The sequence below is a fragment of the Arthrobacter silviterrae genome, assembly GCF_011045165.1.
In the GTDB taxonomy this organism is placed as follows: Bacteria; Actinomycetota; Actinomycetes; order Actinomycetales; family Micrococcaceae; genus Specibacter; species Specibacter silviterrae.
Genome location: NZ_JAAKZI010000036.1, coordinates 16,358 through 35,437, shown reverse-complemented (window position 1 = coordinate 35,437; position 19,080 = coordinate 16,358). Strand labels below are relative to the sequence as shown.

General features: G+C 65.8%; 17 protein-coding genes. 7 read left to right on the top strand and 10 right to left on the bottom strand.

Annotated features, from left to right (window positions below):
- Positions 1 to 17: 17 nt before the first annotated feature.
- Positions 18 to 752, top strand: a complete 735-nt coding sequence (locus G6N77_RS16690; protein ID WP_165183296.1) for a DUF3824 domain-containing protein — start codon at positions 18 to 20, stop codon at positions 750 to 752.
- A 104-nt stretch (positions 753 to 856) separates the two neighbouring features.
- Positions 857 to 1,606 carry a hypothetical protein gene (locus G6N77_RS16685; protein ID WP_165183295.1) on the top strand — a complete coding sequence of 250 codons (750 nt, stop codon included), beginning with the start codon at positions 857 to 859 and terminating at the stop codon, positions 1,604 to 1,606.
- Positions 1,607 to 1,631: 25 nt separating this feature from the next.
- On the opposite strand, the gene G6N77_RS16680 is transcribed toward G6N77_RS16685, so the two are convergent.
- Both G6N77_RS16680 and G6N77_RS16675 read right to left on the bottom strand, forming a co-directional pair.
- A complete protein-coding gene (locus G6N77_RS16680) occupies positions 1,632 to 2,336 on the bottom strand; it encodes a redox-sensing transcriptional repressor Rex (RefSeq protein WP_165183294.1) in 705 nt (234 codons plus the stop codon).
- A gap of 148 nt (positions 2,337 to 2,484) precedes the next feature.
- Positions 2,485 to 2,775: a glutaredoxin family protein gene (locus tag G6N77_RS16675; RefSeq protein WP_165183293.1), complete on the bottom strand. Its 291-nt coding sequence runs from the start codon at positions 2,773 to 2,775 to the stop codon at positions 2,485 to 2,487.
- A 128-nt stretch (positions 2,776 to 2,903) separates the two neighbouring features.
- On the opposite strand from G6N77_RS16675, the gene G6N77_RS16670 reads away from it, so the two are divergent.
- On the top strand, positions 2,904 to 3,716 hold the full coding sequence (locus tag G6N77_RS16670) for an HAD family hydrolase (RefSeq protein WP_165183292.1): 813 nt from the start codon (positions 2,904 to 2,906) through the stop codon (positions 3,714 to 3,716).
- A gap of 56 nt (positions 3,717 to 3,772) precedes the next feature.
- Here the strand turns inward: G6N77_RS16670 and G6N77_RS16665 are convergent, their stop codons facing one another.
- The 6 genes from G6N77_RS16665 to G6N77_RS16640 form a co-directional block, all read right to left on the bottom strand.
- Positions 3,773 to 3,871: a 30S ribosomal protein bS22 gene (locus tag G6N77_RS16665; RefSeq protein ID WP_003792170.1), complete on the bottom strand. Its 99-nt coding sequence runs from the start codon at positions 3,869 to 3,871 to the stop codon at positions 3,773 to 3,775.
- 112 nt (positions 3,872 to 3,983) lie between these two features.
- Positions 3,984 to 4,220, bottom strand: coding sequence for a helix-turn-helix domain-containing protein (locus G6N77_RS16660; protein WP_165183291.1), 237 nt, complete (start codon positions 4,218 to 4,220; stop codon positions 3,984 to 3,986).
- 122 nt (positions 4,221 to 4,342) lie between these two features.
- Positions 4,343 to 5,467, bottom strand: a complete 1,125-nt coding sequence (locus tag G6N77_RS16655; protein WP_306987193.1) for a 3-deoxy-7-phosphoheptulonate synthase — start codon at positions 5,465 to 5,467, stop codon at positions 4,343 to 4,345.
- 273 nt (positions 5,468 to 5,740) lie between these two features.
- Positions 5,741 to 8,170 carry a glycosyl hydrolase family 28 protein gene (locus G6N77_RS16650; protein WP_165183289.1) on the bottom strand — a complete coding sequence of 810 codons (2,430 nt, stop codon included), beginning with the start codon at positions 8,168 to 8,170 and terminating at the stop codon, positions 5,741 to 5,743.
- 141 nt (positions 8,171 to 8,311) lie between these two features.
- Positions 8,312 to 9,253: a carbohydrate ABC transporter permease gene (locus G6N77_RS16645; protein WP_165183288.1), complete on the bottom strand. Its 942-nt coding sequence runs from the start codon at positions 9,251 to 9,253 to the stop codon at positions 8,312 to 8,314.
- Entirely contained in the window at positions 9,243 to 10,187 is a 945-nt protein-coding gene (locus G6N77_RS16640; RefSeq protein WP_165183287.1) for a carbohydrate ABC transporter permease, read from the bottom strand. Before G6N77_RS16640 ends, G6N77_RS16645 begins: the two co-directional genes overlap by 11 nt.
- Before the next feature lie 454 nt (positions 10,188 to 10,641).
- Here G6N77_RS16640 and G6N77_RS16635 point away from each other — a divergent pair, with 454 nt between their 5' ends.
- The 4 genes from G6N77_RS16635 to G6N77_RS16620 all read left to right on the top strand — a co-directional run bounded on the left by G6N77_RS16635 (position 10,642) and on the right by G6N77_RS16620 (position 15,416).
- Positions 10,642 to 11,940 carry an ABC transporter substrate-binding protein gene (locus G6N77_RS16635; protein WP_165183286.1) on the top strand — a complete coding sequence of 433 codons (1,299 nt, stop codon included), beginning with the start codon at positions 10,642 to 10,644 and terminating at the stop codon, positions 11,938 to 11,940.
- Positions 11,941 to 12,044: 104 nt separating this feature from the next.
- Positions 12,045 to 13,169 carry an acetylxylan esterase gene (locus G6N77_RS16630; RefSeq protein WP_165183285.1) on the top strand — a complete coding sequence of 375 codons (1,125 nt, stop codon included), beginning with the start codon at positions 12,045 to 12,047 and terminating at the stop codon, positions 13,167 to 13,169.
- Positions 13,166 to 13,975 carry an alpha/beta hydrolase gene (locus tag G6N77_RS16625; protein ID WP_165183284.1) on the top strand — a complete coding sequence of 270 codons (810 nt, stop codon included), beginning with the start codon at positions 13,166 to 13,168 and terminating at the stop codon, positions 13,973 to 13,975. The genes G6N77_RS16630 and G6N77_RS16625 overlap by 4 nt, the downstream gene beginning before the upstream one ends.
- Before the next feature lie 133 nt (positions 13,976 to 14,108).
- Entirely contained in the window at positions 14,109 to 15,416 is a 1,308-nt protein-coding gene (locus tag G6N77_RS16620) for an ABC transporter substrate-binding protein (protein ID WP_165183283.1), read from the top strand.
- A gap of 79 nt (positions 15,417 to 15,495) precedes the next feature.
- On the opposite strand, the gene G6N77_RS16615 is transcribed toward G6N77_RS16620, so the two are convergent.
- Together G6N77_RS16615 and G6N77_RS16610 are read right to left on the bottom strand one after the other, a co-directional pair.
- The gene (locus tag G6N77_RS16615; RefSeq protein ID WP_165183282.1) at positions 15,496 to 16,986 is read right to left on the bottom strand and encodes a rhamnulokinase; all 1,491 of its coding nucleotides are present in this window, start codon (positions 16,984 to 16,986) and stop codon (positions 15,496 to 15,498) included.
- Positions 16,983 to 19,079, bottom strand: coding sequence for a bifunctional aldolase/short-chain dehydrogenase (locus tag G6N77_RS16610; protein WP_165183281.1), 2,097 nt, complete (start codon positions 19,077 to 19,079; stop codon positions 16,983 to 16,985). Before G6N77_RS16610 ends, G6N77_RS16615 begins: the two co-directional genes overlap by 4 nt.
- Position 19,080: the final 1 nt, after the last annotated feature.

Sequence of the window (19,080 nt, the reverse complement as noted above, 5' to 3'; positions counted from 1 at the left end):
GGGCTAGTGTGTCTGCTATGAGCACCCCTAATGAGTATCCAGGTCCCGAGCAATCCGGCTCGCAACCGCCCGTTGGCGGTTCCGGTTCACAGCCTGAAAATGCTCCACAAAACCCCAATCCCGGCTACCAGGCGCCGCCTCCCGGCTACCAGCAGCCGGGTTACCAGGCCCCTCCGCCCGGTTACCAGCAGCAGCCCTACCAACAGCAGGCGCCGTACCAGCAGCAGCCGCAAAAGCCGGCTGGCGACACGTCCTTCCAAATGCCCGCCGACTGGCCCAAGGACATGAAGGGTGTCATGCCGGCCAATGGCTTCGCCGGACTGTTCAGCACCGGGCAGCTGCCTCAGTTGCTGAAGGTCTCGTACATCATCTGGCTGGTCACGGCCGGGATCTGGCTGCTGTTCACTGTCCTCGGGCTCATTTTCTCCCTCATTGCCCTCGGCGCACAGGACAACAGCCTCTTTGGCATCACGATTCCCGGCTCCGGGGCGGCCATGCGCGCCGGCGGGGTCAAGGGAATCATCGTCTCCATCATTGCGCTGGTCCTCATCGCCGCGGTGCTGGTCTGCATCATGAAGCTCAAGGAAGGAATGCAGTGGGCCCGCATGGCCCTGTCCGTGATTGCCGTGCTGAGCATCGTCCTGGCATTCCTGGGCGGCGGATCCGGCCTGCTCGGCATCGTCGCCACGGTGTTGATGTGGCTGCCGGAATCCTCCGCGTGGCTCAACGCCAGGGCGCGCGGCATCGCCTGAATTGCCTTGGAGGTAGTTCCCAAGCAAGAGGTCGCGTAGGGTTAAAACATACCCGGCGCGGCCTCTTCGCCTGCCGCCGGCAGCCACTGAAAAGGACCCCTCCCATGACCACTCCTGACGAACAGCCTCAAGAGCGGCCCACCCCCGGTCCCGGCCACTACGGCGAGATTGCCCCGGGCGTCCCCCGGTACGGCCAGTACGCCCCCGCCGGGTGGCAGCCGCCGCAGCCTACAGATCCGGCCACTCCCCCGCACGACGCCGGCACCGCCTCCGCGCTGCCGCCCGCCTCCGCGTACCCCGGCTACCAGGGTTCCCCGCAGGGCCCCGGCTACCAGAACACCAATTTCACGCACCGCGGCTCCGGCCCCCTGCCCACGGGATCCCACTATGCACCGCCCCGCCGCGTGGTCCTGGCCAGCCGGCTGATCATGGCTGCCGGTGCACTCCAGGCGCTGGCCCTTGTGTTGTGGTTGGTGGCCATGGGCATGCCGTCGGGACAGGACATGATCCGCAGCGTGGTGGAGCAGTCGCTGGCCAGCAACCCGCAGGCCGCCGCCGGCATCCCCGCACAAACCCTGATCAATGTCGTTGCCGCCATGCTGGCCGTGTTCCAGGCCGTTGCGGTGGGGTTCTACTTTTGGATGGCCTGGGCCGTTCGCAAGGGCAGGCGTTGGGCACGCACCCTGTCCCTGGTCCTGGCCGTGGTCTCCATCGTGATGGTGCCCGAGGGTGTGGCGTATTCGTACTATTCCATCGCGCGCATCCTGCTGGGGATAGTCGCCGTCGTCATTTTGTTGCGCCCGCCGGCCAGGGACTATTTTGCCAAGGGGCCCCAGCGCGGCAGCGGGGCCTGAGCCGGCCGGTCCAGGCGAAAGGGCCTCAGGCGCTGGGCCGGTCCTCTTCCAGCCCGGGCACCTGCAGGCGCTGGGCGTGGTAGGCCAGGATCTGCAGTTCGGTGGCCATATCCACCTTGCGCAGGTTGACAAAATCAGGCACGGACAGCGCCACGGGGGCAAAGCTGAGTATGCTGTGGACGCCTGCTGTCACCACGCGGTCGCACACTGACTGCGCCACGCCGGCCGGCAGCGCCAGCACCACCATGTTGGCGCGGGTTTTTTCCAGCACCGGCTCCAGCTCCGCGACGTCACTGACGCGCAGCCAGCCGATCTCATTGCCAATCACCATTTGGTCGGCATCCAACAGTGCCACCACGTCAAAACCGCGCGTTTCAAAGCCCGCGTACCGGGCCAGTGCCCGGCCCAGGTTTCCGGCGCCGACGATGGCCACACGCCATTCATGCGTCAGGCCGAGGGCCTGGGCGATCTTCCGGCTGAGGTTGGCCACCTCGTACCCCACGCCGCGGGTGCCGTAGGAGCCCAGGTAGGAGAGGTCCTTGCGGACATTGGCGGAGCCGACGCCGGCGGACTCGGCCAGGGATTCGGAGGAGACCTGGTCCACGCCTTCGGCAAGCAGGCCGTTGAGGGTGCGCAGGTACAGCGTCAGCCGTGACACCGTGGCGGGCGGCAGCTGGCGGGCCGGTTCGGCCGCCGGCTGGTCCGGAATCTGCACTGGTGTCACGGTCATGCTCCAAGTTCTGTTGCAATGGCCGCCCCTGGACGGGAGGACTCGTGTCGCCTTGATCCACGGAACAGCCTCCATCCACTGTATGACGTGGCCGGTGCTTCGCCAAAGCCGCCCATCCCCGGGGCCAGGTGCTACGCCCCGGCAGGTGCTATGCCCCGGCGCCGCCCATGGCCCGGCCCAGGACAGAGCGCAGGCGCACTGGGTCGATCTGCCAAAAGTCCCGCGGCACGCCGTCGACCAGCACCACCGGCACTTCCTCCCCGTAGCGGGCGGTGAGGGCGGGGTCGCCGTCGATGGTGGTTTCCTGCCACGGGAGGCCGACGTCGTCCGCCACGGCGGCGACCACCTCCCGGGCCGCGGTGCACAGGTGGCAACCTTCGCGGGTCAGCAGTTCAAGCCGGGGTGCCGGGGCCGGTGCGCCTTCGGGTACGGGATTCATAGTCCAACCGTACGCAGGGTGGCGGCGGGGCTCCACTTGCGGAGTCCGGAACGAGAATTCCCCCACTGTTAACCGCGGGCCGTGCGGCGGGGCGGGCAGGTGCTGGCAGGATTGACTAGACTCGTTCCATGCCCGACGTGACTACCGACAGTGCCGAGGCCGCCTCGACAACTGTGCAACGCCAGGGCGAGGCCGCATTCTTCGACGTGGACAACACCATGATGAAGGGCGCCAGCCTGTTCCATGTGGCCCGGAAGATGTACCAGAAAAAGGCATTCACGCTCCGGGACGCCGCGGGCTTCGCGTGGAAGCAGGCCAAGTTCATCCTGCGCGGCGAAAACATGAACGACGTCCACTCCGTGCAGGACTCGGCCCAAAAGCTGGCAGCCGGCATCAGCGCCGAGTTTGTCCAGCAGCTGGGCGAGGAAGTCTATGACGAGATGATCGTCTCGAAGATCTGGCCGGGCACCAAGGCGCTGGCCCAGGAGCACCTCAAAAAGGGCCGGCAGGTCTGGCTGGTGACGGCAACGCCCGTGGAGGTGGCCGGCGTCATTGCCGCACGGCTCAAGCTGACCGGGGCGCTCGGCACTGTGGCTGAAATCCAGGACGGCGTGTACACCGGCAGGCTGGTGGGGGAGATCCTGCACGGGGCCGCCAAGGGCCGCGCCGTGCGGGATTTGGCGCTGGCGCAGGGCCTGGACCTTTCGCGCTGCTGGGCGTACAGCGATTCCTACAACGACATCCCGTTGCTGACGGCCGTGGGGAACCCGGTGGCGATCAACCCCGACGCCCGGCTCCGCCGTCATGCGCGTGACCACAACTGGCCCATTTACGACTACCGCTCCGGGCGCCGCGCGGCCACCATGGGGCTGCAGGCCGCCACGGGCGCCGGCATTGTGTATGGCCTGTGGAAGGGCATTGCGTCCATGCGGCGCAAGTAGCACCAACAAAAACGCCCGTCCACCTTGGGTGAACGGGCGCTTGCTGCAAAGAAGATTTACTTCTTGTTGCGGCGCTGGTGACGAGTCTTGCGAAGCAGCTTGCGGTGCTTCTTCTTCGCCATCCGCTTGCGGCGCTTCTTAATAACTGAACCCATGGAAGTCCTCACAAACTACATAGTTGGCCCCGATTGGGGCCAGAAACGATTAGGTTGACCGATCGCAGGAATCGGTCAAAGCCGAAAATGGATCTTTCCTAGGGTACCGCCTCTAGCCGGTATGCGCCGAACCGGGGTTCCCCTCGGACTCCGCCCTGTCCGCCACGGTCGACTTCAGGATTGCCTCCACGGCATTCTGCGGCACGCGGTAGCTCCTGCCAAAGCGGACGGCGGGAAGTTCACCGGCATGGACCATGCGGTAGACGGTCATCTTGGAGACACGCATCAGCTCCGCCACTTCCTGAACCGTCAGGAAGTTCACGTTGGAGAAATTTTGCCCCTGCGCCATAGCCTCTTGGTTTCCATTTCACTGTCCGGTGCCGCCGGCGGCACCCGCCACCCCATGCGCTAACTCTAAGGGCAGATGGGGCCAAAGTGGTAGTTGTGGTTGGGATATTTTCCCCGGCCGGCTCAGGCCGCGTCCTGCGTGCCGCGGAGGCGGCGGGCACGGGAGCTGCGGGCCAAGTTTGCCAGGACATCGGCCGTGACATCCCACTCCATGCAAGCGTCCGTCACGCTCTGCCCGTACGTCAGGGAGGCGGTGCCGGCCGCCACCTGGTCCACGTCCAGATTTTGCGCCCCGCCCACCAGGAAGCTCTCCAGCATGATGCCGGCGATGGCGTTGGAGGAGGCGCCGCCGGCCTCCAGCTGGGCGCCGATGGCCAGCGCCACCTCGGCCTGGCGGTGGTGGCTCTTGCCGGAGTTGGCGTGGCTGGCATCGACAATCAGGCGCGGGTTGATTCCTGCGTCCGCGGCAGCGCTGGAGGCGGTTTCGACGTCGACGGCGGAGTAGTTGGGGCCCTTCCGCCCGCCGCGGAGGATGATGTGGGTGTCCTGGTTGCCGGCCGTGCTGACCAGTGACGCCCGGCCGCCGCCGTCAATGCCGAGGAACGACTGCGGTGCGCTGGCCGCCTGGCACGCGTCGAGCGCCACCTGGAGGCCGCCGTCGGTCCCGTTCTTGAAGCCGACGGGCATGGACAGCCCAGACGTGAGCTGGCGGTGGATCTGGCTCTCGGTGGTGCGGGCACCGATGGCGCCCCAGGAGATCAGGTCCGCCGTGTACTGGGGGCTGATGGGCTCGAGGAATTCAGTGCCGGTGGGCAGCCCCAGGGCGGCAACGTCGAGCAGGAACTTGCGCGCCAGGCCCAGCCCGGTTGCCACGTCGTGGCTGCCGTCCAGCAGCGGATCGTTGATCAGGCCCTTCCAGCCAACGGTGGTCCGCGGCTTTTCGAAGTAGGCCCGCATAACAATCAGCAGGTCCTCTTCGTGCTCCTTCGCGGTCGCGGCCAGGCGGCGGGCGTAGTCCAGCCCGGCCGCGGGGTCGTGGATGGAGCAGGGGCCCACGATCACCAGGAGCCTGTCATCGACACCGTCCATGACGGCCCTGACCTGGTCGCGGCCGCGTTCGACGGCGGTCCCGGCCACTGCGTCCAGCGGCAGCGCCGCTTCCAGTTCGGCGGGTGACGGGAGCGCGGTGAAGTGGCTGACGCGCAGGTTTGCGGTGGTGGATTTGGCTGCTGTTGCTGTGATGCTCACGGGGCGGGTCCTTTGTGCTGGCGGCAGCGGGCCCCTTTTCAGAAACCCGCCTGGAAATGGCGAAGGACAGAGAAAAATTTCTCTGTCCTGTTGGCTCTGAAGGAAAGTTGGATGCGTGTCAGTTAGACGCGGGCCCCTCCAGAGCCAACGAAAAATACGCATACCAACGCTTTGTCATGGCAATACTGTAAACCGCCCCCAGCCCCGGCGACAAATCGCCGTGGCGGCGCCTGCGTCACATTGCGGACGCAGGCACCGCCACGGCGAACCGTGCTACTTCAGCCGCGGGTCCGTGGGGTGCTGCGGATTGGCCGGCGTGGCCACGGTAAGCGTGCCCGGGTAGTTGGTGGAGTTCCCGGTGGCGTCGATGGCGGTGATGCCGATGACGGACACCGCATCCGGGGCCAGCCCGCCAATGGTGGCGGAGGTCTGGTCCGCGGGGACGGTCAGGGCCTTCTTGCCATTGACGGTGATGAGGTAGCTGTCCACCCCGTAGTTGTCCGTGGCCGGCTGCCACTGGACGGCTGCCCACGTGCTGCCCGTGGCACCGCTGACATTGCGGACGGTGATGGCGTCCGCACCGGCGGGGACCACAGGCGCGTCCTTGTCCTTGGCGCCGGTGGTCTTGACCTTGGCCGTGAGCGGGGTGCTGGCGTTGCCGGTGGCGTCGTAGGCCCTCACTTCAAGGTCGTAGCCGAGCTTGGGCGCCAATCCGGTGAGCGCCGCCGAAGTGGCCGTTGCCGGGACCGTCAGGGCCAGCCGCCCATTGGCGAACACACGGTAGGCGCTCACGGCGCGGTTGTCCGTGGCGGCCTCCCAGGCAAGCTCGACGCCGGACTGGCCCGGAACTGCCTGCAGCCCGGCGTGGGCCGGCCATGTCGGTGCCTGGCCGGCGTCGTCCGATACCGCCGTGGCGGTGGTGGCGCCGGGGAAGGACAGGCCCTTGGAGCTTGTGACCACCCAGGGCTCGGCCACATTGTCGAAGACCACGTTGGTGAAGCTGCTGTCCTCAAGGAAGGAAATGTTGGTCTTGGTGCCCTTGATGAAACGGACGTTGCTGAAGTGGATGCCCTGGTGGGACTGCGCGGCGGTTCCCACCACCTTGATGGACTCCTTCTTGACCCCGTCCACCGTGACGTTTTCCACCCGGATGTTGCGGAAGTATGCCATCTGGGTGGCCGGTTCCACCGAAATGGCTGCGTTGGCGTCGGAGTATTCGGAGGTGAAGATGAACGCTTCCTTGGCGATGTTTTTCATGGCGTTGTCGCGGAACAGGAAATTCTGCGCGCCGCCGCCGTTGGTGGGGTTCGTCTTCATGCGCAGGCCCACCTCCGTCTTGTTCAGCACGTTGTCCTCCGCCGTGACATTTTCAATGACGGCGCCGGTGTGGCTGCCCGCCACCACTGCCCCGTGGCCCTCGCGGAAGTAGTTGTTGAATATCCAGGCGTTCTTCGTGGACTTTTCGTTGACGCTCTGCTGGCCCAGGCCGGCCGCAAAGTTCATGCAGTCGTCCCCCGTGTCAAAGAGCGTGTTGTAGACGGTGAGGCCGTCGCCATGGGCGAATTCGATCCCGTCGGCGTTGTTGTCGTCAAAGGTCAGCAGCTTTACGTCGTTGACCGTGACATTGTTGCTGTCCAGGTTGACCAGGGTGTGGTTGGAGGGGTTCAGTGCCGTGAAGCCGCCGTAGTAGGCGTTGGTCACCCCGCGCAGCGTGATCAGGTTGGAGCGCGTGGGGTACGGGGCGGGGCTGCCGAGTTCCGCCGCCAGCTTCACCTGTGCCGCTGCCAGGATGCCGTTTTCGTTCACCGTGGTGGAGCTGCTCTTGGTTGAGACGGGGAAGCCTTCGGCATCGAGGCCCGCCTGCTTCCAGCCGTTGCCGTCGATGGTGCCCGGGCCCACGATTCGAATGTTCTCCAGGGCCGTGCCGTCAAAGGTCTGGGCGTTGATGAGCGAATAGAACCGCTCATCGGTGGAGTAGTCGTAGAGGCGGTAGTTCCAGGGATAATCGGCGGCGTTTTCGGAGCCCAGCAGGGTGCCGTTGGCTGCGACCTTGAACGTCATGTTGCTCTTGAGCCACAGGGCGCCGGACTTGAACGTCCCTTCGGGGATGAGCACCGTGGCGCCGGGTGTGGCAGCGTCGATGGTGCGCTGGATGGCCTCGGTGTTGAGGGTCTTCCCGTCGCCGACGGCGCCGTAGTCGCTGACGTTGAAGACCACCGGCAGCTTTGCCGTTAGTTGGGCTGCGGCCTTGCTGTCCACAGATTCCACGCCGCGTGAGTCCACTGCGCGCACGGTGAAGCGGTACTTGGTGTCCGGTGAGAGGCCCGTGACGGTGAAGTTGTTCATGACCACCTTCACTTGGGCCGCGTTTGAGCGGTCGGCATAAAACGCGTCGATGTACGGCAGCGACGCCGAACCCGTGGTCTTGCTGGCCGATCCGATCAGGCGGCCGTCCTGGTACACGTGGTAGTCAACGATGTCCTGGTATGCCTCCGGCTTGTTCCAGACCAGGGAAACGGTGGATTCGTCGAAGGCCAGTGCCGGAATCCTCAATGATTCCGGTGCCGCGGGCCGCGCGGCAACGCTGCCGTGCATAACCGTGGGGGCTTCGTTGTGCGATGCGGCCAGGGCCGGCGGGGTGGCCAGGGTGGCAGCAAGCACCGCCACGGCGGCGGAAAAACCCGCTATTGTTCTAAGTCTCACTATTGCTCCTCGTTCAGGGTTTTCAATGGTGGGTGTCAAGGCGGGCCTGGCAGGGCCGTGCCTTTAAAATCAGTGGCGAAGCGCGGTCCTGCCGCGCTTCGCCACTGAATCTTGGGAGGGGTGCGCCAGGCACCCCAGCGGTTACTTGATTCCGGTGGTCGCGATGCCCTTGATCAGGTAGCGCTGGCCAAACAGGAACACGAGGAACACCGGTGCCAGGGACACGATCGACATGGCAAACAGGGACCCCCAGCTGGTGCCGGCCTGCGAGTCCACGAAGGCGCGCAAGGCAACGGGGACCGTGAACATGTCCGGGTCCGTCAGGTAGATCAGGGCGCCGAAGAAGTCGTTCCAGGTCCAGATGAACGTGAAGATGGTGGTGGTGGCCAGTGCCGGGACCATCAGCGGCAGGATCACGCGCAGGAAGATGCGGGGGTGGCCGGCACCGTCAATGCGGGCTGCCTCGTCCAGGTCCTTGGGAATGCCGCGGATGAACTGGACCATCAGGAACACAAAGAATGCGTCCGTGGCGAGCAGCTTGGGCACGATCAGAGGCCAGAAGGTGTTGACCCAGCCAATCTGGGAGAACATGACGTACTGGGGCACAATGACCACGTGGAACGGAAGCATGATGGTCAGCAGCATGATGCCAAAGAACAGCTTGCTGGCCGTGAACTTCAGCCGTGCGAAGGCATAGGCAGCCATGGAGCAGGACACCAGGTTGCCCACGATGGAGCCCAGGACAACGATGGCGGAGTTGAGCAGGTAGTGGCCGAAGGGATGCGTCAGCGCAGACCAGCCGTTCTTGTAATTGCTCATGTCCAGGTGGCTCAGCCACAGTCCCGGATCCTTGAAGATCAGGTCATTGGGCCTCATGGCGGAGACCAGCATCCACAGCAGGGGGTAGATCATGACGGCACCCGTGATGATCAGGACCGCATGTTTGCCCAGGGCCTTGGTGCGGGCCCTGCGGCTAAATGAAAGCGTGCCGCGCGATTCCCGCGGCGTGCGGTGCTTCTTGGGCGTACCGGGCGCCTCCACGTTTTCGGAGGAGCCGGGCAGCGTCTGCAGGTTAGTCGTCATAGAACACCCAGAACTTTGAGGCGATGAAGTTGACGGCGGTGAACGCGCCGATGATGATGAGCAGCACCCACGCCATGGCCGAGGCATAGCCCATGTCGAACTGGCCGAAACCCTTTTGGTAGAGGTACAGCGTGAAGAACATGGTGGAGTCGGAGGGACCCCCGCTGCCGCCGGAAACGATGAACGCCTGCGTGAACGACTGGAACGAACCGATGATCTGCAGCACCAGGTTGAAGAAGATGATGGGACTCAGGAGCGGAATGGTGATGTTCCTGAATTTCTGCCACCGTGAGGCCCCGTCGACGTCGGCCGCCTCGTAGTACATGACCGGGATCTGGCGCAGGCCGGCCAGAAAGATGATCATGGGGGCACCGAAGGTCCACACGTGCAGCAAGATGATGGAGCCCAGGGCCGTCTTGGGATCGGAAATCCACCCCGGCCCGTGAATGCCGACCATGGCGAGGAGCTGGTTGACCAGTCCGGTGGTGCCGAACATCTGCTTCCACAGGATGGCGATGGCCACAGAACCGCCCAGCAGGGACGGCAGGTAAAACACGGAACGGTAGAACGGCAGGCCCCTGATACCCCGGTCCAGGACCATGGCAATCAGCAGGGCGATGGCCAGCTGGATGGGCACGCCCACTAGGACGTAGGTGAACGTGACGCCCAGGGAGTTGTGCAGCCGGGTGTCCCGGAGCATGCGGGCGAAGTTGTCCAGGCCGATCCAGTTGGGTGACTGAAGCAGGTTGTAGTCGGTGAAGGACAGGTACAGGGAGGCAAGCATGGGGCCCACCGTGATGAACAGCAGCCCCACCAGCCATGGCAGCAGGAAGATGTAGGCGGCCTTGTTGTCCCGGCGATCGTCGCGTTTTTCAGCGGCTGACTTCGGCCCGGTGCGGCGCTTCATTTTGGAGAGTTCACCCAGGGCGCTCACGGGCTCACCCCTTTCACTGCGGTCCTGGCGTCCTGCATGGGGCTGGCGGCGGATGTGCCGCCTGTGTGATGGGCCGTCATGCTAACCTCCTCGCTTGTTCAATAGTGGATAATTCTTGGTTGGTGGCTCAAGTAATGGGGCTGGAAACTGGGGCGGCGGGTTGTTTCGCGGGCTGCCCGGGAGGAGAGCCACGCCACAAATTCCAGAGTGCTTACTCCAAAGTAAACGTTTTCTCGGAATCTGTACAGTCATTGCGGCCAGAATTGAGAAAACGCTTTCCCGTCTTCTCGTCCAACCCTCGGTGCAACCGTGGCGCGGCGGGTTTCGAAAAATGTCGGTAAACGTTTTCTTGACCCGACACACTTCCTTTGCTAGTTTGTGGGAAAGCGTTTTCTGTGACTCGGCGCACACGGCTGCCGGGCACCCCCAAGAACATCTACCGAGAGGTTGAACAATGGTGTTTCAACTCAAGAAGCCCTGGATCGCGGCAACATCGGCACTCATGGCAGCATCGCTGCTGCTGACAGGGTGCGGCAAGGCCAACACCCCCGAGCAGGAAGGCACCGCAGACAACCCCGTCACCATCCGCTTTGCCTGGTGGGGCAACGATGCACGCGCCAAGACCACCATGGCTGTCATCAAGGCCTTTGAGGCAGCCAACCCCGGCATCAAGGTCAAGGGTGAAAGCACCGAGTTCAGCTCCTACTGGGACAAGATGGCCACCCAGGTGGCAGGCGGGGACACCCCGGACATCCTGGCGATGAGCGGCTCCTACCCGAGCGAGTACTCCAGCCGCGGCGTGCTGATGGACCTGGAAAAGGTCAAGGGCGAAATTGACACTTCCAAGTTCGCCCCGGGCACGGTGGACCTGGGCCAGATCAAGGGCAAGCAGTACACCATCACAGCCGGCGTCAACTCGATGTCCATGGTCCTGGATCCGGCGGTCTTCAAGGCGGCCGGAGTGGAGCTTCCGAACGATGACACCTGGACCTGGGCCGAATACCAGGACATCGCGGCCAAGATCACGAAGGGCTCCCCCAAGGGCACCTTCGGCACCACCCCCATGGCGAACGACTCCTTCCTGGCCGTCTGGGCCCGGCAGGGCGGCGAACCGCTCTACGCCGAGGACGGCAAGAAGCTGGGCATCAGCGAATCACGCGTTGCCGACTGGATGAAGATGGACCTGGAACTGCAAAAGTCCGGCGGCTCGCCGGCCGCCTCGCAGGTGGTCGAGGACGTCTCCGCGCAGCCCGAACAAACCCTTATGGGCCAGGGCAAGCAGGCCATGAAGATCTCCTGGAGCAACCAGCTCAATTCCTACTCCTCCAAGGACCTGGTCATCGCCAAGCTGCCCAGCGAGTCCGTCAAGGGAGGGGCCTGGCTGCGTTCCTCAATGGAGTACGGCATCTCCGCGAAGACCAAATACCCCAAGGCCACGGCCAAGTTCCTCAGCTTCCTGGTCAACAGCCCCGACGCCGGCAAGCTGATCAAGAGCGACCGCGGGATGCCTGCCAACCTCGACGTCCGCGCCGCCGTCAAGCCGCTCCTCAATGCAAACCAGACCAAGGAAGCGGCCTACCTGGACCGAGTTGCCGAGATGAAGCTGACCCCGCCCACCCCGTTCCCGGCTGGCTCCTCGGCCACGATGGAGGTGCTGAACCGCAACATGACTGACGTCTTGTTCGAAAAGGCCACCCCGGAAGCGGCAGCAAAAAAGTTCGTCGGGGAAGTCAACCTCAACCTCGACAAGTAGGCGCGGCAAGCAAGTACACTACGTAGCCATCCGCACCAAGTGACCGGGCACCCAAATCGGGTGCCCGGTCACTTGGCTCAAAAATTACATCGTTGAAAGACGCCATGAAAGCAACCCAGCGGCCCAGTGCCATCCCCGGTTACGAGGACTGGCCCGGCTATGTCCGGAGCCAGCAGACGGCAGCCGTTCCCGAGGCCTCCGGCCCTCTCGCGGCCGCACTGGGCGTGCCCGCTCCCCCGCCGAAGCTGCCGGTGACGGTGGACTGGGAGGACACGCACCGCGGCGTCACCACCTCCCAGCTTGGCTGGCAGTTGGGCTTCGGCCCGGCCACACGGGCGTGGCTGGTGAAACCGTCCGGCGACACCGGCCCGCTGCCCGGGGTGCTGGCCCTGCACTGCCATGCCGGCAACAAGTACACGGGCGCCAGCCGGCTGGTGGACTTCCCGCCAGGGCGATGCGAACCGCGTGTGTCCGCCCCTGATCCCGGCCGGCACGATCTGTACGGCGGCCTGGCCCTCGCCACGGAGCTGGCCCGCGACGGCTTTGCCGTGCTGGCCCATGACACCTTCGGGTGGGGCAGCCGCCGCTTCAACCTTGGCGATCCGCCCTGGCGGACGGCCGCAGCCATGGAGGGCCGCCGCGCGCAGTGGCGGGAAGAAGGCAGGCAGCCCTCCCCAGCCGAGGAATACAACGCCGCCGCAGCCTTCCACGAGGAAACGGTGGCCAAGGCCGCGGGATTGCTTGGCACCAGCCTGGCCGGCACCGCGGCCCACGACGACCTGGCCGCACTCTCCGTTTTGTCCGCATTGCCCGGCGTGGACCCGGAAAGGCTGGGCTGCCTGGGATTCTCGGGCGGCGGAGGGCGGGCGCTTGTCCTGTCCGCACTCTCCCCCGCCATCCGCAGCTACGTGGTGACCGCCATGATGACCACCTTCGAATCGCTCGTCCCCGCCTACCTGGACGCCCATTCGTGGCTGCTGCAGACCCCTGGGCTGTCCCTGTTGGGCGACTGGCCATCCCTCACGGCACTGGCCGGCGCGGAGAAGTTCCTGGTGCAGTACGGCATCGACGACCCTCTCTTCCCCGAGACGGGCATGCGGGAGGCTGACCGGATCCTGGCGGGCCTCCATGGCGGCGCCTACACAGGCAGTTTTTGGCCCGCGGGACACGAATTCAGCGCCGGCATGCAGCGGGAAGCCTTGGCCTTCCTGGCTGGGGCATTGGCATGAACCGGCACTACACGATCCTGGACAACCGGGTGGAATTGCGTGAGCGGGGACCTTCCGGCGCTGCCCAACCAAGCCGGCCCCGGCTGGAGGCCTTTTGCCCGCCGGTGCTGGCCGGCAGGCCCGTCTTCATGGTGCTTCCAGGCGGCGGATACCTCCGCCACGCCGACCACGAGGGGGCCCCGGTGGCCCGGTGGCTTAACACCCTGGCGATCAACGCCGTCGTGCTTCACTACAGCGTTGCCCCGGACCATCCTGGCGGCCCGCTGCACCCCCGTCCGCTCCGGGAAGCCCGGGCTGTGCTGGCCTGGCTGCGCTCAGGCGGGTCCGGCCTGGGTGTTGACCCGGCACGGATAGGCGTGGCCGGGTTCTCCGCCGGCGGACACCTGGCTGCGATGCTTTCCACGGGAGCTGGCAGCGAAGGCCCTCCCGGCGCGGCAATGGACCGGCCGGACCTTTCCGTGCTGGCCTATCCTGTCATCTCCATGGTGCGGGGCGTCCACGCCGGCTCGGTCGAGGCACTTCTGGGGCCGGACGCGGCGCTGTCCACCAGGGAGGCCCTGTCCGCTGACCTGGCCGTGGACGGTGCCACTCCCCCTGCGTTCCTGTGGCACACGGCCGACGACGGCGCTGTCCCGGCGGAAAATTCCCTGTCCTACGCCCGCGCCCTGGCCCGGGCCGGGATCCCGCGCGAACTCCACGTTTTCCCCACGGGGCGCCACGGCCTGGGCCTGGCGGGCGAGCAGCCCGGGGCCAGCGCCTGGCCGGAGCTGTGTGCCCGCTGGCTGGACGGCCACCACTGGCCGTGAGACTTCCTGTGGCCTGCATCACGCGAACCCTTGACGCGGCCCGGGGAATGAAGAATAATAACGTTTCAGAGAAAGCGTTTTCTCAGTTTTGATGCCAACCTCCGGAAGTTCAACATGCAAGGAAGCAGGGTCAATGACTATTCACATGAGCCGCCGCCAACTGGGGCACGCAGCATTGGGCGTTGCCGCCCTGGGCCTTCTGAGTGCCTGCGGCAAGGGAAACTCGGGCACCAGTGCAGACGGCACCACCACCCTCCGTTTCACGTGGTGGGGCAATGACGTGCGCAATGCCAGCACGGACAAGCTGATCACTGCCTTCACCGCGGCCAATCCCAAGATCAAGGTCGGTGCCGAGCCCGGGGTGTGGAGCAGTTACTGGGACAAGTTGGCAACCCAGACTGCGGGGAACGACATGCCGGACATCATTCAGATGGACCAGCAGTACATTGCCGAATATGGCGGCCGCGGTGCGCTTTTGGACTTGGCCGGACAAAAGGCAATCGACACCAGCGGCCTCACTCCGGAAGCGCTGAAGTCCGGCCAGGTGGGCGGCAAGCAATTCGGGATCAGCACCGGCCAGAACGCGTACGTCATCATGGCCAACACCCGCCTCTTCAAGGAAGCCCGGGTGGCCATTCCGGACGACACGACCTGGACCTGGGACGACTACATCAGCACGGCCGCCGCAGTTGCCGCCAAGGTGCCCAAGAGTTTCGGCGCGGCCTACGGCGGCACGGAAGCTGCCTTGACAGTGTGGTTTGGCCAGAATGGTGAAAACCTCTACACAGCGGACGGCAAGCTCGGCTTTACGGAGGGCACCCTCCAGGCGTATTACGAGCGCCTCATCAAGCAGCGTGATGCCAAGGCGGGGCCTTCAGCCTCGCAGAACTCCGAGGATGCCACCGCAGCCGTCGAGCAGACCCTTTTTGGCACCGGCCAGCTGGCCATGTCGTGGTGGTGGACGAACCAGGTAGGTGCGCTGGCCAAGGCCACGGGAGACGACATCAAGATCCTGCGCGTGCCCAGTGTTGCCGGCTCGGCCGCGAAAGCGTCCATGTACTTCAAGCCGTCCATGTTCTGGTCCGCGTCCGCCCGGACCAAGCATGCCGGCGAGGTCGCCAAGTTCATCAACTACCTCATGAACGACGTCGACGCGGCCAAAGTGCAGCTGACCGACCGCGGCTTCCCGTCCAACCCCAAGCTCCAGGAAGCCATCACGCCGCTGCTCAAGCCGGCGGACAAGTCGGCCGGGGACTTCCTGAAGGCGATCGAGCCGGAGGTCTCCTGGACGCCGGCCGTCCCGCCGGTGGGCACGGGCACGCTCGCAAACGTCTCGCTGCGCTACGTGGATGACGTCTTGTTCAACCGCAAGACGCCCGCCGTCGCTGCGAAGGAATTCAAGGCCGAAGCCGAGGGATTGATCAGCTCCGCGGCGAAGTAGCGCAGCGTTCGAGTTCTGGCTCCGTCCCACAAATAGGGCGGGCGCCGGGATTCCGGCGCCCGCCCTATTGCCGTTTGGCTCAGCGGGGCAAGTACTGCACGCCCGGATGGCTGGCGGCCACCATGGCCCGCAGCTCCGTCAGCGTGGCGGGCGCGGCGCCGGCGGCCCGGGCCTGGATCAGGATGTTGCCCAGTGCCGTCGCCTCCACCGGGCCGGCGATGACAGGCAGTCCCGTGGCATTGGCCGTCAGCTGGCACAGCAGCTTGTTTTGCGAGCCGCCGCCCACAATGTGGATGACGTCCACGGACTGCCCGGACAAGGCCGATGCCTCCCGCACTGTGCGAGCATAGGCTGCCGCGAGGCTGTCCAGAATGCACCGCACGACGGCGGCGGGTCGGGTCTCCAGGGTCCCTCCCGTTGCCTTGACGGCGGCACGGATGCGGTTGGGCATGTCACCCGGGGCGATGAAGTTCTCGGCGTCCACGTCAATGAGCGGCCCGCCGGCGGGTTCGGCTGCGGCCGCGGCCAGCAGTTCCTCCAGGGACAGCGCAGGGAGGCCGGCCGCACTGGCCGGGGACCCGGCGTCGTGCGCTTCCTGCGCCCACGTACGCATGCACTCGCTGAGCAGCCAGAGACCACCCACGTTTCGGAGGTACCGGATGGTGCCGTCCACGCCGCGTTCGTTGGTGAAATTGGCCCGGCGGCTGGCCTCGGTCAGGACGGGCGCGCGGAGCTCAACACCCACCAGCGACCACGTGCCGGAGGAGATGTACGCAAAGTTGGGGCCCGTTGCGGGAACGGCGGCCACAGCGGAGGCGGTGTCGTGCGAGCCGACAGCCACCACTTTGGTGCCGGGCGGGAGGTCCGTGAGGGCCGCGACGGCCGGGAGGAGCGTGCCGATGGTTTCACCGGGCTCAATCAGCGGCGGGAACAGGCGTGCGGGCAGGTGAAGCGCCTGCATGAATTCCGTGGCCCACTCCCCTGCCACGGCGTCGAACAGCCCCGTGGTGGAGGCGTTGGTGGACTCGGTGCGGCGGACGCCGGTGAGGGCGAACGCGATCAGGTCCGGGATCAGGAGGGCCTGCCGGCCGGTGAGATCCGGCTCGGAGGCCAACTGGAAGATCGTGTTGAACGGCAGGTGCTGCAGGCCTGTGGTTTCGTACAGCCGGTCCGGGCCGAGCAGGCCGTGGACGCGGGCCACCTGCACAGCGCCCCGGCCGTCCCGGTAGCTGTACGGCGGGCCGGCCATGGTGCCTTCTTCGTCGACCAGGCCGTAGTCCACCGCCCAGGTGTCAATGCCAATGCTTTCAATGGGTCCGCCCAGGGCAGCCGCGTGGGCCGCCGCCTTGCCCAGGCCCGTGAAGACCTCGGCCAACAGTCCGTCAAAGTCCCAGAACAGGTTGCCGTTGCGCGCCGTGACGCCGTTGGGGAAGCGGTGGACCACGTCCAGCTGCACCGTGTCCGATACCCTGCCAACAATGACCCGGCCGGAGGACGCCCCGATGTCGACCGCCGCAAACAGCCGGGCCGCTTTGGTCCCGACAGGCTCGACCACCGGATGCCCGGTCATCGCAGGAAGGCTGCTGCCACGCCGGCGTCGACGGGGATGTGCAGGCCCGTGGTGTGGGACAGCTCGGCGGAGGTGAGCACGGCGGCGGCGTTGGCCACGTTTTCCGGCAGCACCTCGCGCTTGAGCAGGGTCCGCTGCGCGTAGTATTCGCCCAGCTTTTCCTCGTCCACCCCGTACACGGCGGCACGCTTGGCGCCCCAGCCGCCGGCGAAGATGCCGGAGCCGCGGACCACGCCGTCGGGGTTGATGCCGTTGACGCGGACGCCGTACTCGCCCAGTTCGGCGGCGAGCAGGCGCACCTGGTGGGCCTGGTCCGCCTTCGTGGCGGAGTACGCGATGTTGTTGGGCCCGGCTAACACGGAGTTCTTGGAGGAGATGTAGATGATGTCCCCGCCCATGTCTTGTTCGATGAGCACCTTTGCGGCTGCCTTGGAGACCAGGAAGGAGCCCTTGGACATGACGTCGTGCTGCAGGTCCCAGTCCTTTTCTGTCGTTTCCAGCAGCGGCTTGGATATCGACAGACCGGCGTTGTTGACCACCAGGTCCAGCCCGCCAAAGGCCAGCACGGTCGCGTCTACGGCGGCGGCAACCGCAGCAGCATCAGTGACGTCGACCTGCACGCCGATGGCCGTGTCCGGCCCGCCCAGTCCGTCCGCGACGGCCTGGGCCGCTTCCAGGTTCAGGTCCGCGATGACGACGCAGGCGCCTTCCGCGGCCAGTCGCGTGGCAATGGCCTTTCCAATGCCCGACGCCGCGCCGGTCACCAGGGCGATGCGGGTGGCGTGCGACTTGGGCTTGGGCAGGCGGGCCAGCTTGGCCTCCTCCAGCGCCCAGTACTCAATCCTGAACTTCTCCGCCTCATCAATGGGCGCGTAGCTGGACAGCGCCTCGGCGCCGCGCATGACGTTGATGGCGTTGAGGTAAAACTCCCCGGCGACCCGTGCGGTCTGTTTGTTGGCGCCGTAGGAGAACATGCCCACGCCCGGCACCAGCACGATGGCCGGGTCCGCGCCGCGCATGGCGGGCCACTCGCTGGTTGAGCTCGTCGAAACCGCGTTGCGGTCATAGTAGGCGGCGTAGTCCTTGCGGTATGCGGTGTGGAGTTCCTTCAGCCGCGCGATGGAGTCCTCCACGGAGGCGTCCGCGGGGAGGTCCAGGATGAGTGGCTTGACCTTGGTCCGCAGGAAGTGGTCGGGGCAGCTGGTTCCCAGGGCGCCCAGGCGCGGGTGTTCGGCCGAGGCGAGGAAGTCCAGCACGGCGGGGTCGTCGCTGAAGTGGCCGACGGCGGCCTTGTCCGTGGACGCGAGTCCGCGGATGACGGGTGCCAGGGCTGCCGCCTTGGCGCGGCGTTCGGCCTGGGGCGGTGCACCGTAGCCGGGCAGTCCTGCACCGAACGGGTCCTTGCGGCCGTTGGCCTGAATGTACGCTTCAGCGGTTTCAATGATCCACAGCGAGTTGGCCTCGGCTTCTTCGCTCGTATCGCCCCAGGCGGTGATGCCGTGGCCTCCCAGGATGGTGCCGACGGCCTCGGGATTGTTGTCCTTGATGGCAGCAATGTCCAGGCCCAGCTGGAAGCCGGGGCGCCGCCACGGCACCCAGGCAACCTTGGATCCGAAGATCTTCGCCGTCAATGCCTCGCCGTCGGCGGCCGTGGCGATCGCGATGCCGGAGTCCGGGTGCAGGTGGTCCACGTGGGAGGCGTCGACCAGGCCGTGCATGGCGGTGTCAATCGACGGCGCGGCACCTCCCAACCCGAACAGGCAGTAGTCGAAGGCCGCCACCATCTCGTCCTCGCGCTCCACGCCCGGGTATGTATTGACGAGTGCCCGGAGGCGTTCCAGCCGCAGCACGGCCAGGCCCGATTCCTGCAAGGTTCCGAGGTCCCCGCCGGAGCCCTTGACCCACAGCAGTTCCACATCCTCCCCTGTCACGGGATCGGTGGCGGTGCCCTTGGCGGAGGTGTTGCCGCCCGCAAAGTTGGTGTTGCGCTTGTCCGCGCCCAGGCGGTTGGAGCGGTCAATCAGCTGGCCCACAATGTCGGTGCCGGACGGCGCGGTGGCGGGTGCCGGCGTCGTGCTTGGTGCTTGTTTCATG

Bases quoted from the DNA above. Each gene is read 5' to 3' on its own strand.
- G6N77_RS16690 (WP_165183296.1), top strand. From the start codon at position 18: ATGAGCACCCCTAATGAGTATCCAGGTCCCGAGCAATCCGGCTCGCAA.
- G6N77_RS16685 (WP_165183295.1), top strand. From the start codon at position 857: ATGACCACTCCTGACGAACAGCCTCAAGAGCGGCCCACCCCCGGTCCC.
- G6N77_RS16680 (WP_165183294.1), bottom strand. From the start codon at position 2,336: ATGACCGTGACACCAGTGCAGATTCCGGACCAGCCGGCGGCCGAACCG.
- G6N77_RS16675 (WP_165183293.1), bottom strand. From the start codon at position 2,775: ATGAATCCCGTACCCGAAGGCGCACCGGCCCCGGCACCCCGGCTTGAA.
- G6N77_RS16670 (WP_165183292.1), top strand. From the start codon at position 2,904: ATGCCCGACGTGACTACCGACAGTGCCGAGGCCGCCTCGACAACTGTG.
- G6N77_RS16665 (WP_003792170.1), bottom strand. From the start codon at position 3,871: ATGGGTTCAGTTATTAAGAAGCGCCGCAAGCGGATGGCGAAGAAGAAG.
- G6N77_RS16660 (WP_165183291.1), bottom strand. From the start codon at position 4,220: ATGGCGCAGGGGCAAAATTTCTCCAACGTGAACTTCCTGACGGTTCAG.
- G6N77_RS16645 (WP_165183288.1), bottom strand. From the start codon at position 9,253: ATGACGACTAACCTGCAGACGCTGCCCGGCTCCTCCGAAAACGTGGAG.
- G6N77_RS16635 (WP_165183286.1), top strand. From the start codon at position 10,642: ATGGTGTTTCAACTCAAGAAGCCCTGGATCGCGGCAACATCGGCACTC.
- G6N77_RS16630 (WP_165183285.1), top strand. From the start codon at position 12,045: ATGAAAGCAACCCAGCGGCCCAGTGCCATCCCCGGTTACGAGGACTGG.
- G6N77_RS16625 (WP_165183284.1), top strand. From the start codon at position 13,166: ATGAACCGGCACTACACGATCCTGGACAACCGGGTGGAATTGCGTGAG.
- G6N77_RS16620 (WP_165183283.1), top strand. From the start codon at position 14,109: ATGACTATTCACATGAGCCGCCGCCAACTGGGGCACGCAGCATTGGGC.
- G6N77_RS16615 (WP_165183282.1), bottom strand. From the start codon at position 16,986: ATGACCGGGCATCCGGTGGTCGAGCCTGTCGGGACCAAAGCGGCCCGG.
- G6N77_RS16610 (WP_165183281.1), bottom strand. From the start codon at position 19,079: ATGAAACAAGCACCAAGCACGACGCCGGCACCCGCCACCGCGCCGTCC.